Raw genomic sequence first — 17560 nt, forward strand, 5'->3', positions numbered from 1 at the left:
AGGATTGTGGAAGAATAGAGTGCTTTACTTCATGCTTTTACCGCTTATAGCCTGGTATGTCATTTTTAAATATATACCGATGTACGGTGCTATTATCGCGTTTAAGGACTATAACATTTTATCGGGAATCGGGGGTTCGGATTGGGCTCATCCTTGGTATAAATACTTTGATATGTTCTATAGTTCACCGTATTTCTCTCGGTTGTTTGGCAATACGCTGTTGATCAGCTGCTACAAGTTAATCTTCGGTATGTTGCCGTCCATCCTGTTAGCTATTTTGCTAAATGAGAGCCGAAGCGTTTTGTTAAAAAGATGGATTCAAACGTTGAGTTACATGCCCCACTTTTTGTCGTGGGTTATCGTGTATGGGATCGCGGTGGCGTTTCTTTCCGAGACGAATGGACTGCTGAACCGCTGGATCAGCGACCTAGGGTATGAGGCAATTTCATTTCTAGGTGAACCTGAGTGGTTTCGCTCAGTACTCGTCGGGACCGACATTTGGAAGGATCTTGGCTGGGGAGCGATCATTTATATTGCTGCTATTGCAGGCATAGATCCCTCGCTGTATGAAGCTGCGATGATGGATGGGGCGGGACGTTTACGACGGATCTGGAGTATTACACTGCCGGGTATATCGAATGTGATCATGCTGCTTTTAATTTTAAAATTGGGGTACATCTTGGATGCAGGGTTCGATCAAGTGTTCATCTTCTATAATATTCGAGTCTACGCTGTAGGCGATATCATCGATACGTGGGTCTATCGTACGGGGCTTGAACAATTGAATTTCAGTTTGGCATCTGCAGTAGGATTATTTAAATCGGTCATTGGTTTGATGCTTGTGCTATCCGCCAATAAGATTGCAAGAAGATGKGGTGGGGGCATATGGTAATCAATCGCGGGGAACGAGCAGCAGGTGCTGTTATTAATTTAATTCTTTGTGTAGTAGGTATTGCAAGTCTTTTCCCACTTCTCTTTGTGTTATCGATGTCGCTCACACCTTATGGGGAAGTGATTAAAAACGGGGGATTTCTTATTTTCCCCAAATCGATCACGTTTGAAGCTTACAAATATCTTTTCCAGACCAGAGAGTTGCCGCAATCCATGCTGGTGTCTTTATTTACTGCGACGGTGGGTACGGCTATTAACTTGCTAATTACGATGCTTGGCGCCTATTCGCTTAGTCGAAAATCATTACGAGGACGCACCTTTATTCTACTTATGATCGTATTTACGATGCTATTCAGTGGCGGATTAATACCGACGTACTTGCTCGTCAAATCCTTAGGCATGTTAAATACCATCTGGGCCTTGGTTATTCCAAGCGCAGTCGCAACCTATAACCTGTTGATTATGAAAACGTTTTTTGAAGGACTTCCCGAGGAGTTGTTTGAGTCTGCAAGAATCGATGGAGCTGGCGATTTGAGCATTTTGTTCCGCATCGTCGTTCCGCTGTCGGTGCCTTCGCTAATGACCATAGGTTTGTTCTATGCCGTGTCCAATTGGAATAGCTTTTTCCCAGCAGTTCTGTACATTACGGACGCAGATTTAAATCCGCTGCAAATTGTTGTGCGTAAACTGCTGCTCTTAAGTAATTCGGTGGATAACGCAACGGAGAATATCGTGCCTACGCCGACCTTGCAGATGGCTTCTGTCATTACCGCAAGTCTACCCATTCTAGTGGTGTATCCATTTATTCAGAAATATTTTACAAAAGGCGTTCTAATCGGGGCCATTAAGGGTTGAATCGAAAGTGTATAGCAAGATCTCGCATTCAGATAGACGAGACATTGCGTTCACATATAAAATAATAAGTGAAAGAAGGGGTAAACATGAAAAAGAAATCTGTAACCGCTATTTTTCTTGCAATGACGCTACTTGCAGCATGTTCGAGCACCAAATCCTCAGAAACCGCTGTATCAACGGGAGGAACGGCAGGAACGGCATCGACGAAACCAGCCGTAGCTCCAGTGAAAATTGAAGTCATGCAAGAAGGGACTGTCACTTCTGCCGATGGACCTGGATTTCCTAAGGAAGATTTTGTGAAGAACGAACTGAATAAAAAGCTAAATACCGATTTGATGATGACGATGGAAGCCAATGATTTTGTAACCAAACTAAACACTCGAATTGCGGGAGGAAATCCCCCGGATCTCATGCTGGTATCGAAAGATCTGGTACAGAAACTCTCCCAAAGCGGTGTGCTGCTTGATATGGGGCCTTATCTCGACAAGTTGGCCGATTACAAGAAATTTGTAACCGCAGACCAATTGCCAAAGGGCGTTGTCGGTGGTAAGCAGATTGCATTGCCTAAGGCGCCTGGCATTACCATTTTTACATACTGGATCAGGAAAGATTGGCTTGATAAATTGCAATTAAAAGCGCCAACAACAGTTGATGAATTGTTTAATGTAGCAAAGGCATTTACCGAGAATGATCCTGATGGCAACGGCAAGAAGGATACGCTCGGAATCACGGGGACAGGTATGGATACCTTTGCGCCTGTATATGGCGCTTACGGGGTCACCAATAGTTCCTCGTCGTTAACGCCAAGTATTTTATTAAATGGAAAATTAACTAACGCACTTTATGACCCGGCTATGAAAGATGCGTTATCTTCAGTGAAAAAGTTTATTGATGCTGGCATCGTCGATCCAGAGTTTTTGAGCAACAAAGGGAATGCATCCAAGGATAAGGCGTATCAGGGGAAAGTTGGCATCATTTATGATGGCTGGAGCGGTATTGTTCGTGATGAGCAGGTAAAAGTCTGGAAGCAAGCCAATCCAAATGCAGATTGGGTTCAACTGTCGGCGCTAAAGGGACCGAACGGTCTGCAATTTGCTGGTACCAAGGATGTTGGTGCTTCAGGCGCGATGATCGTTCTTCCGAAGTCGCTCGAGAAACAACCGGATAAGCTGAATAAAATTATTGAGCTTCTCAATTATGTTTCTACAACAGAAGGCAATAACTTAGTTGATTACGGGGTTAAAGATGTTCACTTTAAAGTGGACGGCGATAAGATCAGCATTACAGACCAAGGTAAGAAGGAAAATGGGTATACATTTGTTTACCAATTCACAGGTCGCCCTGAGCTTCCGTATTTAAAAACGAAATTCCCTGGGCAAGCATCCTTTATCGATCTTGAAGCTAATTTACCGCGTTTGCCCGTTGTGGATAAGATGATCGATTTGCCGACTGGCTTCAATAAAGCGGATGCGGACACATTCATTCAAGAAGAAATGACGAAATTCGTTTACGGCAAAACGCCGATCACGGACTACAACAAATTCCTTGCTACGTTAGAAGGGACATACAATTATAAGTTGTATACCGATGCGGTTACGAAGCAAGCTGCGGCTCTCGGATTGACCAAGTAAATGGAAGGCCCCCATCACACAAAAGCGGTGGGGGATTTTCCCACCGAGTGTGCGCAAACAGCACAATACAGGAGATGAAATCACCATGAAAACATACCCTTGCACACAGGAACCCATTAAAATTTATGGGCTGCAGCATCATTTATTGCCACATCGTTTTTGGCGTCTGCCAGAGGAGATGCTTGGGGAAGTGTCGGATGGGGTAGCAAAGCGAGCGAAGTCTCCCGTAGGTGGACGTATCCGATTCCGCACCGATTCAACGAAGATTACTATACATGTTAAGTTGAAAAACAATTACGTTGACTGGGCGATACCTCTATCGGGCTCAGCAGGTACAGATGTGTACATCGGTTCGAGGATGAATATCCGCTACGCAGGTCTAATTGCGCCTAAGCGTTACGAAGAAACAACAGCTTTGCTTACTTTTGAGAAAAATAATGAGCTAGAAGATATCACCATCCATTTACCCAGAAATGTTGAACTGGAAGATATGGTAATTGAACTTGAAGATGATGCCCATCTCGAACCTCCAACTCCGTACACTTTTGAACTGCCTATGGTATTCTATGGCTCTTCGATTACGGAGGGAGGTTGTGCTACCCGGCCAGCTAATGCTTACACGGCACTGCTGTCCAGATGGCTGGATGCGGATTATATAAATCTAGGTTTTTCAGGCGCGGCAAAAGGGGAACCCGAAATGGCCGTCTACATTGCCGGATTGGCAATGAGTGTTTTTATCATGGATTATGATCACAATGCGCCGACAATTGAACACCTTGAACGCACGCATGAACCGTTTTTCAAGGAAATTCGACGAGATCAACCTGAGCTTCCCGTTCTCTTCCTTACAAAGCCTGACTTCGATTTGAAGCCGGAGGAAGCGGCACAGAGAAGAGCAATTATTCAAAGAACGTATCACAATGCAAAAGAAGCAGGCGATAAATTCGTCCATTTTATTGACGGTGAACGCTTCTTCGGAGACACGAATCGAGAGTCTTGCACGATTGAGGGATGTCATCCCAATGATCTCGGATTCATGCGGATGGCTGAAGTCATTTACCCAATGCTTGACGACATGCTAAGATATCCAAAAAAGATCTAATGATGTGCCGGATCTAGAGGGGGGGACAGCATGTTTCAACAAATTCGGAGGCTATGGCCTGCTAAATTGCAAAATCGGATTTTCCTTACCTTTCTCTTAGTTATCTTCATTCCATTCTCGATTCTACAAATTCACAACTACAACCAAATTGAAACCATTATTGAGGAAAAAATTAGTGAACAGAACGTCATTCAGCTCGGCCAAATGAAATCCCAGCTGGATGAGTTGCGGCTGACCGCGTTGAATTCGGTTTTGCAAATTGAACGCAACAGCAGCATTCCAGAGTTAATTGCTGGGGCTAATCGCTCACCTGGAGCAGAACAGACCCGTGTCGTCGAGGAAAAGTTAGACGCGATTAAGAGTACATTTTTACCCACTAGTGTCTATATTCAGTATACGTTGGCCGATGAGCAAGGAAKGGCGTATACCTCACTTCCTCTCGCAGAGAATAACGAAGGCCCGCAGCATATCAGGATGGCTACTGAATTGTCGGCCAAACTCCCATTAGACGGTTTATTGCTTAAGTGGGAGTTCGAGCAAGTACTTACTGGATCGCTGACGGATACCAGGAGGAAGAACGTTCTCTCCTTATATTCGCTTTCACAGATGGCCGGCGGTGAATGGCTGCGCATGCACGCGAGCGTGGATATCGATCAATGGTTGTTGAATTCGGCAAGCGGCATACAAGTCAAACAAAACTACTACATGTTAGATCAACAAGGGAAAGTCATTTCTCAAACTAATACGGCATTCGCGATAGACTCGCTCTTGAAGCCTCTCATTCTGAATCAAGGCAAAACGAAACCAAATGAATATACCATAGATAAATCTGGACAATACGTTTATAACGCTACCTATATTCCTTCTATATCTTCTTACTTGGTCAGTCAATTCCCACTTGATTTTTTCTTTGGAGATATCCAAGCACTTAAGCGCCAGGTATTCCTTACGTACCTGTTGATTATCGCTTTTTTCATAGGCATCTCTTTCTTGACACTATCCACACTGACTCGTCCACTTCGACTTCTGGAATCCCGGATGAAGGAGGCTGTGGAGAAAAGAATGAATATCAAACAGCCCGAGCATCCACATCGAGGCGAGATATTGTCCTTTGTTCGCGCTTTTAATGGGATGGTCGACGATGTGACAGGCTTGATCGGGCAGCTCAAATTAGAAGAGAGACAGAAAGAAGCGATTCGGTTTCAAATGCTCTTAACCCAGATGAATCCGCACTTTTTGCTCAACACGATTAATACAATTAAATGGACTGCCAGTAATGCTGGCAACGAAACGACGGCAGAAATGTGCAAGGCGCTTGCCAAGTTGCTGGAGAGCAGTCTAAATACGGATAGGGATCTAGTTTTTCTGCAGGATGAAATGCAGTTATTACATTCCTATGTGTATATTCAAGCGTTCCGGTATGACCACCGTTTTGATGTGCAGTATGAGGTCCAGACTGAGCTGGACTATGCGTTAGTACCAAAGCTAAGTCTACAACCGCTTGTCGAGAATGCCATTCAACATGGGCTTGTACATCGTAAGCAAGGGGGGATTATTAAGGTGACCGTGGCTAGCGAGGATCGCTTTCTACTCATCGATGTACAGGATAATGGCGTAGGTTTTCAAAAGCAAACAAACGAATTACCTCGCGTACGTAAAGGTATCGGCTTAAGCAATCTGAAAGAGAGATTGTCGCTCCTCTACAAGGAAGAGGGCAAGCTCGAGTTGATTCCCCAAGAGGAAGGGACGCATGTTCGTATCCAAATACCTTTATTACTATCGAATCCGTATCAACCTGAACATGGGGTATGATTAAGAAGAAAGGGAGTGTAGGACATGTGGAATCTACTGCTTCTGGAAGATGAACCCTTCGTGCGTCGCTCGATTCGCCAAGCCATCGATTGGGAGGCACTAGGCTTCAGGGTCGTGGCTGAAGCTGAGGATGGCAATGAGGCCTGGGAGTACATGCAATCCCATCAGGTGGATGTAGTTTTATCTGATATCATGATGCCTGTTATGAATGGCATCGAGTTGCTTCGGCTGGTTAAGGAAAAGGGTCACGAGGTGGAGTTTATCATGCTTACCTGCGTGAACGAGTTTGAATATGCGAGGTTGGCCCTACAATACGGCGCTGTGGGGTATCTGCTCAAAGCCTCTATGGATACGGATGAGCTGCAGGCTATTTTACGAAAGACCAAACAAAGTTTAATTAAAAAGCGCGATGAACGAACCAAAGCGCCAATGTTTAATTTATATCTGAAAGCTTGGAGATCCCTGCATGGCAAGGAGGAACTGGAGTCAAGTGAGGCTGAGGGAGGGGGGCATCCCCTTCCCGCATATGTACGCTTATTCGTCGGTTTGGCAACAGATGCATCCCTAGGAAAAGATCGGATTATTAGCCGATTTAGCATGGACTGTCAGGACAAATTACTTGTGCATCGTTTTGTCGATTGGGGAATTGTGACCATATTTGTCTGGGCAGATGAGTCTGATATTCTTTTAAACGCGGCAGATACGGAACCAATCTCTTCGACATGGCTATCTTCCAAGGCATGGAGAGATGGATGGGTATCGGCGCTCCATCAGCTTAGCCTAACTTGGTATGGTCTGGATGCCACGTTGTGTAAGGAGGGCGGATTGCCAGTTGAGAGCTTTTCCTGGAAACAAGAGCGTTATATTCTTCAGCTATTTGAAGCTATGCAATGGGCGGAGTGTGAGAAATCACTAGCAATAGCATGGCATGAGTTCATGGATCAACAAACGGCAGCAGTAATTGTTAAAGAAACCGCTGATCGGTTGGATAAGTCGTTGGCTCGGTTATCCAATCAACTGCCTGCCGGAAAGGCTTTCTGGGCAGAAGCGGCAAGTCATCAGCAAGCTTTAGAACAACTGTTACAGCGCATCCGATTGTATTCTGATTACCGAATGAAGCCTACAACTTCGGATCATCCAGAGGTCAACAAAATCATCGAATACGTGAATAGCAACTATGATAAGGAACTAACGCTCAAAGGTATGGCGAAATACGTCAACATGGGAGAGCAGTATTTAAGCGGTTTGTTTAAGAAAAAAACCGGCGAGCAATTTATCCAGTATGTGCAGCGTATTCGCATCGAGAGGGCTTGCTTTTACCTGGCCACGACCGAATTGCGCGTTGCGGACATATGCGAACAAACAGGCTTTGTTCATCTCAACTATTTCCTGAAACAGTTCAAGAAACGAACGGGTGTAACCCCATCGGAGTTCCGTGAAAGTAAAAAGACAGACTCGAAGAAACTACAAGAAATGAATGAGCAGCTATGAGTTGTTAAAATGACTTGGCCGTTGCATAGTGTTATCCAGGAATTTCAGTTGCGCATACGGCCATCTCACAGTTCGCAGCATGTTTTCCAATCGATTGTGAAAGCGCTTTATATAATGAAGGGGGTGGTAGTAAGAAGGAGGTAAGGGGACGATTTGGTAAGTTCTTGCATTGGACGAAACGAAAATGACCACAATTCAAGGGAGGAATTTCGTAATGATGAACAAATGGATGTCAAAGTGCCTTCTAGGTGCTCTTCTAGTGGCCCTGGTATCACCTGTCTTCCAAGGGATTGGCGGAACCAAGGCCTACGCCGCAACCCCGGCTAATCCGAATGCGACACAAGCTGTAAAGGATGTGTTAAATTATTTTGATACAGTTTATACGAATAATCAAATCATTTCCGGACAAATGGTAACTGGAGATAAGTATGGCTATAACGAAATCGATCGCGTAGCCGAACTAACGGGTAAATTTCCTGCCATGATTGGTTATGATTTTGGATTTAAACATTCGTACGGGTCCCTAACCGATTTAAGTACAGAGCGGAGTACAATAGTCGAACAATCGGCAGATTACTGGAAGAAGGGAGGACTTGTCCAGATTTCATGGCATGAGATCAACCCTCTTGAGTGTATACCCGATGATGTCGGCTGGGATAGTGTCATCTGTCACATGTCACAAGCGGATTTTGATGCCATAACGACCCCTGGAACTACCCAATATAACAAGTGGTTGACGCATGTCGATATGATAGCGGGTTATCTGAAATCCTTGCGGGATCAAGGTGTTGTTGTACTTTGGAGACCTTATCACGAGATGAACGGCAGCTGGTTCTGGTGGGGTGGAAAAAGCGGTGCCAGCTTTAAGAAGCTATGGCAGAATATGTATGACCGATATACGAATTATCACGGCTTGAACAACCTAATTTGGGTTTGGTCTCCCGATAAGACAGGTACGCAGAACAGCACATATTACCCAGGGGACGCCTATGTGGATCTGGGCGGGGTTGACCTCTATACCAATAGTCGTACGGATACAGAATTTACGAGCTCAAATAGCGAGTTGACGACACTCCTTGGCAGCAAACGGTTCGGTCTAGCAGAGATCGGTCTCCTTCCGACTGAATCATCAGTTCAAACGAACTTTGATTATACATGGTTCCTAGTATGGACCACTGGATGGTCCGACAATAACTTCTATCCATACCCTACGTCAAATGCACCTGGCAACGATCCTGCCACTATTCAAAGCATGTATGGCAATGCTGTTACCATTACGAGAGATGAGGTTCCTGCACTTGGAAGGACGATCGATCCTGGAACGTTTATTTTCAAAGATACGATGAATACCTATCCAGCAGCAGGCGGTGCTCCGACGAACTGGACAACGGCGGCCACTGGGGGTGCCGTTACCGTGGAGAACGAGCCTAGCGTAGGATTAGCGGGGCCAGATCGAAGCATGAAAATCAACAAAACCGTCAACACGAATGACGCAAATGCGAAGAAAACATTCGGWCCGCAAACGGGCATCTTGACCTTCAAAGCTACGCTGCGCACAGAGGAAGCCAGTTGGAAAGATTTCCTCATCGCAGACAGCACAAGTAAAATTGCCTTGCAAATTGGCTTAAATAACGGTTATTTGAGAGCGTACAATGGAGCGACGCTTACGGCTTTAGAGCCAATGACCTATGGCAAATGGTACGATGTTAAGGTTGTAATGAATACCGCTACGAAAAAGTACGATGTGTATGTAAATGGCGCGATCAAGGCCAATCAATTCAGCTACAAAGATACGACAGCAGTAGATCTTAACAAGTTGGCGTTTGGTGTTGCTGGCAATGACACAGGCACCTTATATGTTGATAATGTAAGAATAACGAAGTAAGGGTATATTGTAAGAAGTACTTCAAAACTTATTTGTAAATTGATTTTATATTGATAAGCCAGCAAACCCTTATGTTTGCTGGCCTCTTGCGTTTCAAAACTTATTTGTCACCCAACAGGCCAGCAAACCCTTATGTTTGCTGGCCTCTTGCGTTTCAAAACTTATTTGTCACCCAACAGGTGACGTTTAGACTATTATCGGGTGACAAATAAGTTTTGAAGTAGACAATAAAGTTTTGAAGTGGCAAATAATCATGAAAAAAAAGAAAAGTAATATTCCGAGCGAAAATATACAATTTTTTACATATATAAATATTTCTCAAGTTTATAGGGAGAAAAGGAGGACAAACCTTGTGAAACGGGAAATGATAGTGAAATAAACAGAGAGCAGATTGCCGTGGCCGGTAACTGTTCCTTTTTAATATTGAAGTATCTGGTAGTTATTTATGGTAGAATATGTATTATTTTAAATGAGGAGGGGCGCTATGAAGCGGTTTCCGATGATGCTTCAATTAGCATTAATTCTGTTCTGCGTTATGGCCATTCCAACAGCGACGTTAACATGGTACAGCGGTGCACAGATTTTAGGGAATTCGGAGCACGCCATAGCAGAATCTGCTCTCGCCGGATTGAATGCCAGCCGCAATCTGAACGAGAATACGCTCGACAACTTTGCCCAGAACACGATACGTCTTGCCGCGACCCATTTCTTTGACAAGATCCGCCCTTACAAAACCTTTGAAGAAATCAATTCGAATTACGAAAATGTCTTTAACGCATTATCCGTACAGCAAGATCTGATGAGTCTTAACCGGATCGGCGACGGAGTTTATTCCTCCTTCTTTTACGTAAGCGATTCGGACTATGTCGTGTCGACAGATAAAGGTATCACGAAGTTGGAGCGGTACGAGGACTTCGATTGGATGAAGGAAGCTCTTGCCGAGCGGGAAGGAATCAGTGGGGTCTGGTATCCGCGTAAGCTTGATTCGGGTGTGGATGTTATCTCCTATGTGCTGCCGCTCAACCGGCTCTCAACTACCATGCGCGGTACGATTGTCGTGAATTTGCGTGAAACCCAAATGGAGAATAATATGCGCTCATCAAGTAGCGGTGAGCAAAGATACATGCTCATGAATTCAAAGGGAACCATTATCTCTCACTATGACAAGAGCATGCTGTTTAAGAACGGCAGTGAGGAGACCGTTATTCGTGAGATCTTAGGGCAGGACAAAGCAGAGGGATATGTATTACGCAAGCTTGACGAAGAACGGTTGCTCTACACGTGGTCTCGGTCGAAGCAGTTCGGATGGATTTACGTGAAGATTTATTCGGTCAATGAACTAATGACCAAGACACATACCTTACAGAAAAATATCATTTTCCTTACGGCGGGCATTATTTTCGCAGGGACCATTCTGACCGTCATTTTCGCAACATGGTTATCTAAGCCGGCTAGGGAATTGGTCCGGACATTACGCAAGCGCGGTCATTTGGGTGTAAAAGGCAGGAACGAGCTCGCTTATCTGGATGCGGCGTTCCGGCGAATGCAGGAGGAAGAGGATGCACTCCATGGGCTGCTTTATGTCCGTGAACAGGATGCCCGCAGTCTGGCGGTTCATAATCTGCTGCGGGGCGAACTGACCCCGCCGGCCGCCCTCATGTTTCCGGCCCGTTATTTTATGGTTGCCGTCGTCTCGATTGATCGATACAGGAAATATGTGACCAAGAACAATCCCGAGACGCGCAGTACCCATCGTCAACTGCTGATCTCCCAATGCGACAGTATGTTTCCGAATGGGGTGAATACACGATGTGTATATCAAGGAGATGGCTGCTTCGCTATTGTGATTAACTACGGGCTGCTGGAATTTGAAAGGGAAGGTGCTGGCATTGACGTCGCAATCAGCGATATTCGTGATAAAGCGGAGGAGCTCTTGGAACACTCTGTCACGATAGGTGTAAGCAGTCCGACAGAGTCGAGTGACAGCGTTGGGGAACGCGTGATCGAAGCGATGGAGGGAGTAAAGCACCGCATGATCGCAGGCAGTGGTGGAATCATCTATTGGAAGGAGCAAGAGGGGCGAGACAAGAGATATATTTATCCTGCCAACAGCGAAAGACGAATTCTAAACTACTTGAACCATGGTCAACTCGACAGCATCATCAAAGAACTGGAAATCATAAGCGGCGAAATCCGTTCCGCAGAATACATCTCCTACGATAATATCTTATTTATTTACCATCAATTAGTAGGCGTGACTATCAAGCACCTTAGAGAGAACTATGTAAACACGGCGCGGATTTTCGCGGGAAGAGGCAATATTTACGCGACCCTCGCATCCATCGATACGCTTGACGAGCTGGAAGATTATTTTCGCGATTTCTACGGGGAGATCGTGCAGCACCTGGCGCGTTCACCAGGCGAGACCAACAACTACGGTGAGCGCATCATCAGCTATATAAACGAACACTATCGGGAAGAAATCGTCTTTGAGGACATGGCGAAGGAAATCGGGATCAGCTACTCTTACATGCGCAAGATCGTGTACGAGATGACAGGCATGAGTACGATCGATTATCTCAACCAGTTGAGAATCGAGAAAGCGAAGCAGCTGCTCGTCGATTCCAGGTTGACCATCACGCAGATTGCACTCGAGGTTGGCTACTATAATGTACAAAGCTTCAACCGGTTTTTTCGTAAATTCGAAGGGATGCCTCCGAGCAGTTACAAGGCGGAGAAGACAAGGACATCCTGAAGAGAAATGAACGGCACTCCATACGTAAATCATGGGGTCATCAAGCTGTCTTTTCGGTCCTTATGGCCGTCGAAGGCAGCTTAACTTTTGCTCCTACCTATCAGAATTGATCATTAGAAAGTCCCAGGATAGCGATTTTGCTGCACATTAATCAAAAATGACGGGTTGAATCAATACTCATGATTTACCGATCAGCAAACTGAACGGTATGATGAGTCCGATCCGGAATGAACCGATGAGGTAAATCAACCGGAAACCCCAAGTACTGAGGAGGTGAGACTGTGAAATCAATGGCAACTTCTGATGCCAAAAATGTAACCGCTTTATCGTTGTCCAAGAAGTACAAATGGGGGATATATCACTATCTGCGCAGGGATTGGCAGCTCTACGTGCTGCTGCTTATTCCTTTAGCAATGGTACTGACCTTTAAGTATGCCTCCATGTTCGGACTCACGATCGCTTTCAAAGACTATAAAATCGCGAGGGGCTTCTGGGGCAGTGAATGGGTAGGATTTGAAGTATTTAAAGAGATTTTTGCCAAACCCGACTTTGGCCGAGCGATTCGGAATACGCTGATGTTGAATATATTGGACCTTTTGTTCAGCTTTACGATGCCGATTGTGCTCGCTCTTATTCTTAATGAGGTCAAAAACCTTATGTTTAAACGCATGAATCAAACGCTGCTCTATCTGCCCCATTTCCTATCCTGGGTGATTATCGGTGCCATCGCCTATCAGCTCTTAAGCGAAGGCAACGGCATGGTGAATAATCTCATCGAGAAGCTGGCAGGCATCAGGATCCCGTTTCTACAGGAGGATACCAATTGGGTAATCAGTTATTTGGCCATCGGCGTGTGGCAGAGTATGGGTTGGGGGTCGATCATCTACCTTGCGGCTATCAGCGGCATTAATCCAGAGATGTATGAAGCGGCTATCGTCGATGGTGCGGGCCGATGGCGTAAAATGTGGAACGTTACCTTACCCTCGATCCGGATGACGATCGTGACTTTGCTGATCTTGAGCTTGGGCGGTGTAATGGGTGGCTCCTTCGAGCGGATTATGGCCTTACAGAATAAGGCGACTACTGAGTTCACCACGACCATACCGGTTCTGGTGTACCGCTGGGGGATTGAAAGCGGCAACTTCAGCCGTGCGACCGCATTAGGTTTATTTCAATCGATCATTGGGCTCGTCCTCGTCTTGGTCGCCGACCGGATTGCGAAGAAACTGGGCGAAGACGGATTGATTTAGAGAGGATGCGAACCCATGAAATCATCTGCTGGCACGAATGCCGTAAAACGTAGATTTCGCTTTGACATTTGGGATGTGATGATCCACCTGGTATTGATTGTTGCCTCCCTTGCGTGCACGCTGCCGTTCATACATGTCGTCGCCAAATCTTTTAGCGATGACGCGTTTGTAATCGCTAACAAGGTGTATCTCTGGCCTGAAGGCTTCACTGCCCATGCCTACGAGAAAATCTTTGCTGACGACAGTATCCTAAGATCCCTTTACGTTTCTGTCCTCGTTACAGTGCTGTTCACGATTCTGGGGATGATCGTTACGATTTGCGCGGCCTATCCGTTATCGCGCAAGCAGCTGAAAGGCCGTACGCTGCTGACTTTTATCTTTGTGTTCACCATGTACTTCCATGGCGGGATAATTCCCGACTACATGTTAATGAATAGCCTGGGAATGTTGGACAGCATATGGTCACTCATACTGCCGCTTTCGTTCAGCGCATTCAATCTGCTGATTTTGAGGAGCTCCATCTCGAGTAGTATTCCGGTTAGCTTGGAGGAATCGGCAAGGATTGACGGAGCCGGGCACTTCCGAATTTTACTGAATATCGTCCTCCCGCTCTGCAAACCGATTTTAGCAACGTTATCACTCTTTTATGCGGTAGGCCGCTGGAATGCTTATCAAGATGCTCTGTTCTACATTAAACAGAATACCGACCTGCGGCCGTTACAGTTGAAACTCTATTATCTGGTTATCCAAGCGACCGAAAGCTTTCAGCTGGAGAGCACCCAAGTGGAGCTTAGCAATCCCGAGGTGCTCAAGGCTTCGGTCGTTGTATTCGCAACATTGCCGATCGTCTGCGTCTATCCGTTTATTCAGAAGTATTTTGTTCGGGGTACGATGCTTGGGGCCGTTAAGGAATAACCTTAAAGCGGCATTTGCATAGTAACTAATTTTATATTGGGGGAAATACGATGAGTATTAAGAAATGGGTCCCTGTGATTTTGGCCTCCGTGATGAGCACCAGTATTTTGGCGGGCTGCAATGATAACGGCAGCGGGAACAAAGCATCTCCATCCGCGACCACCTCGGCTAATCCAAGCGCGAGCGCAAGCACCAGCTTGCTTGATTCTTCGAATCGCTTCGCACAGACTGTCAACCTCGATATTCCGGTGTATGATCGAGCGTTCGAGGGTTGGAACGTAGCCGACAACTACTATACACGATGGATCCAGAAGGAATTCGGCGAGAAACACAATGTCAAAATCAATTTCGTGCCGATCTCCCGCAGTAACGAAGTGAGGGATTTCGAGCAGCTGCTGTCAGCCGGTAAGGCGCCGGATATGATCTTCCATTATGACATGCCACAGGCGCTTACCTACTACTCCGAAGAGGTCTTGCAGCCGCTCAAACTGGACGAGGTTGCCAAGTATGCTCCGACTTACTGGAAGAACACGAGCAAAACGATTGAACAATATGGTGTAGTGGACAAGAAGAATATGTTCATCTTCGCTAAGCGCCCTAACTATAACAACTTTGTGAGTCTCATCCGGAAAGACTGGGTCGAAAAGGTCGGCATGAAGGTGGAGGATCTGACGTCCCTAGAGAAATATAACGAGATGCTCATAAAATGGAAGGCAGCGGGACTCGGCGTATCAGGCGGATCCTTAACCCGGAACGTATTCAATTACAGCTATGCCTTCCGCGATTGGCCGATTGATCCGAAGTACCGTGCGCTTTATTCCGATCTTGCCGTTGCGGATTTCACGACCGCTGATACGGAGCGCTGGCTGAAGAACTTAAACTATCAATATAACAACGGTTTGATTGACAAGGAGTTTTATTTACGCGACGACGACAACAAGATCAAAGCCGAGTTTGTGGCGGGCAGGACCGGAACATATGGACTTTATCTTGCCAGTAATACTGACCTATTCGCCGCTACGTTGAAGAACAATCCAAAAGCCCAATTTGCCGTCATCCCTCCAGAGGCCGGAGTACCTCAAGGTCGCAAGCCGCAGGGACGTGCCGACTGGCCGTTTGGGTTCATCATGGGAATTAACCACAAATCAACCGAACAAGAACGAGTCGCCGTTTGGTTGTATCTCGAGTGGATGAGCCAGCCGAAGAACTTGTTCTTTCTGCAGAATGGGGTCGAAGGTCAGAACTATACCCTCGATGCCGATGGCTTGCCGAAGAAAGTTGCGGATTTCAAAGGCGAATCGAAGCTTTCCAACAACAACAATAAGGATTACTGGGCGCTTGTGACCGAAATCRCGGAATTCTCCACTCCGGAATTGACAACCAAGGCGAACCTGCGCAATTGGACGGTTCCTGGACAGGAGCAATTGACCGAACAGCTGATGAAAAATTGGAACGCTACCGCAGAATACCGTACGCCGGATGCTTTGTTCTCCGTTGTACTCAAGAATGTAACCGAGCATAAAGCGGACCTGAACGCCCTCTTCCAGGAACTCTACCTGAAGATTGTTATGTCTCCTCCGGATCAGTTTGATAAGCTGTATGCGGATGCCAAGAAGAAGTTCCTCCAGGCAGGCTACCAAGAGATTCTGGATGAGAAGAAAAAAGCGATTGATGCGGGTCAATTCCGCTAATCGCAATTACCGTGTCTAAGCTTCCAGAGCCCTTGCCGTAAGTAGGGGCTCTAATTAATGGAGGGCAACATGAAACTGAAACTTGATGCAACAGCGAGCGATTTGCGACAGATTGCCGGTCGTGTGGCGGACAATACTTTCGGGATGGATTTGACGTGGGATTGGCCGGGCGGCGTTGCGTTCTACGGCGTCAGCCGATTGTTTGAAGTGACGGGCGAACGCGCCTATCTGGAACGGATGGCGGCGTGGTGCGACGAGTATATCGATGCTGGAATTCCGGGTTGGACGGTAAACACATGCGCCATGGGGCACATGCTGCTAACCCTCTATGATCAAACAAACGATCAGAAATACCTCGATCTCATACTCAGCAAGGTGGACTATCTGGAGAACAAGGCGCTGCGTTTCGGGGACCGGGTGCTGCAGCATACGGTGTCTTCTAACAATGATTTTCCGGAGCAATGCTGGGCGGACACGCTATTTATGGCGGCCTATTTTCTGTTGCGCGTCGGTGTCAAGCTGAAGGAGAAGCGATTGATCGACGATGCACTGCATCAGTTCTTCTGGCATATCAATTATTTGCAGGATGAGGAAAACGGGCTATGGTACCACGGCTATACCCATATCAACAAGGATCACATGTCCGGGATCCACTGGGCGCGCGCCAATGCTTGGGCGGCCTATACGATGTCCCGTGCGGCAAGGTCGGTGCCGGAAGGCTATCTGTATCCCCCGATGATGCATATCTGGAGTTCATTGCGCGACCAGCTTGCAGCAATCAAAAAGCTGCAGAAGGAAGATGGCCTTTGGGGCACAGTGCTCGATTACCCGGATGCTTACAGCGAAGTGTCGGCGACGGCAGGCATCGCTGCAGCGATGGTGATGCAAGGCAATCCGCTGCATGCGAAATACGTTCGGAAGGCATTAGACGGCATACTGGCTAATATCACCGAAAACGGGCGGGTCGCGAACGTATCCGGCGGGACGGCCGTCATGAACGATATCGAAGGGTATCTCCGGATTGACCGTAAGTGGGCGCAAGGCTGGGGACAAGGGCTCACGCTCGCATTCCTCGCAGCGGTCATCGAGAGGGCCGAAACGGAGGAAGAAGCCGGATCAGTTCGGGATTGAATGTAAGAGATCCCCTAGAAAGCAACGATTGGAAACAAACCCATAATAGTAGAGAGTAAAGCTCTATTAGATTGGGTTGTATTTCTTTATAATTGGCGAAATTCACTGATTTTCGACAAAAAAATGTAAAATACGAATATAAATGGGACTA

Annotated in this window: 12 protein-coding genes; all 12 read left to right on the forward strand. The window is 46.4% G+C overall.

Translation table 11 applies throughout. The features are described from left to right. Positions 1 to 31: 31 nt before the first annotated feature. Entirely contained in the window at positions 32 to 892 is an 861-nt protein-coding gene (locus AC1DLM_RS01290) for an ABC transporter permease (protein ID WP_477569057.1), read from the forward strand. Continuing rightward, a complete protein-coding gene (locus AC1DLM_RS01295) occupies positions 886 to 1746 on the forward strand; it encodes a carbohydrate ABC transporter permease (protein WP_441987694.1) in 861 nt (286 codons plus the stop codon). Before AC1DLM_RS01290 ends, AC1DLM_RS01295 begins: the two co-directional genes overlap by 7 nt. 86 nt (positions 1747 to 1832) lie before the next feature. Continuing rightward, entirely contained in the window at positions 1833 to 3377 is a 1545-nt protein-coding gene (locus AC1DLM_RS01300; RefSeq protein WP_477568833.1) for an extracellular solute-binding protein, read from the forward strand. Between the two features lie 85 nt (positions 3378 to 3462). Then, positions 3463 to 4479 carry an SGNH/GDSL hydrolase family protein gene (locus AC1DLM_RS01305; protein ID WP_477568834.1) on the forward strand — a complete coding sequence of 339 codons (1017 nt, stop codon included), beginning with the start codon at positions 3463 to 3465 and terminating at the stop codon, positions 4477 to 4479. Between the two features lie 30 nt (positions 4480 to 4509). Next, on the forward strand, positions 4510 to 6291 hold the full coding sequence (locus tag AC1DLM_RS01310; protein ID WP_477568835.1) for a sensor histidine kinase: 1782 nt from the start codon (positions 4510 to 4512) through the stop codon (positions 6289 to 6291). Positions 6292 to 6315: 24 nt separating this feature from the next. Continuing rightward, positions 6316 to 7782 carry a response regulator transcription factor gene (locus AC1DLM_RS01315; protein ID WP_477568836.1) on the forward strand — a complete coding sequence of 489 codons (1467 nt, stop codon included), beginning with the start codon at positions 6316 to 6318 and terminating at the stop codon, positions 7780 to 7782. 214 nt (positions 7783 to 7996) lie between these two features. Beyond that, positions 7997 to 9667 (forward strand): glycosyl hydrolase, encoded by a 1671-nt coding sequence (locus tag AC1DLM_RS01320; protein ID WP_477568837.1) that lies wholly within the window; start codon positions 7997 to 7999, stop codon positions 9665 to 9667. A 484-nt stretch (positions 9668 to 10151) separates the two neighbouring features. Beyond that, positions 10152 to 12422, forward strand: a complete 2271-nt coding sequence (locus AC1DLM_RS01325; protein ID WP_477568838.1) for a helix-turn-helix domain-containing protein — start codon at positions 10152 to 10154, stop codon at positions 12420 to 12422. 290 nt (positions 12423 to 12712) lie between these two features. Continuing rightward, positions 12713 to 13672: an ABC transporter permease gene (locus AC1DLM_RS01330; RefSeq protein WP_477569058.1), complete on the forward strand. Its 960-nt coding sequence runs from the start codon at positions 12713 to 12715 to the stop codon at positions 13670 to 13672. Positions 13673 to 13687: 15 nt separating this feature from the next. Next, positions 13688 to 14587, forward strand: a complete 900-nt coding sequence (locus AC1DLM_RS01335; RefSeq protein WP_441987701.1) for a carbohydrate ABC transporter permease — start codon at positions 13688 to 13690, stop codon at positions 14585 to 14587. Positions 14588 to 14637: 50 nt separating this feature from the next. Beyond that, positions 14638 to 16278, forward strand: a complete 1641-nt coding sequence (locus AC1DLM_RS01340; protein WP_477568839.1) for an extracellular solute-binding protein — start codon at positions 14638 to 14640, stop codon at positions 16276 to 16278. 69 nt (positions 16279 to 16347) lie between these two features. Next, entirely contained in the window at positions 16348 to 17409 is a 1062-nt protein-coding gene (locus AC1DLM_RS01345; RefSeq protein ID WP_441987703.1) for a glycoside hydrolase family 88/105 protein, read from the forward strand. Positions 17410 to 17560 lie beyond the last annotated feature (151 nt).

This window comes from Paenibacillus sp. 01T442, from assembly GCF_056398345.1.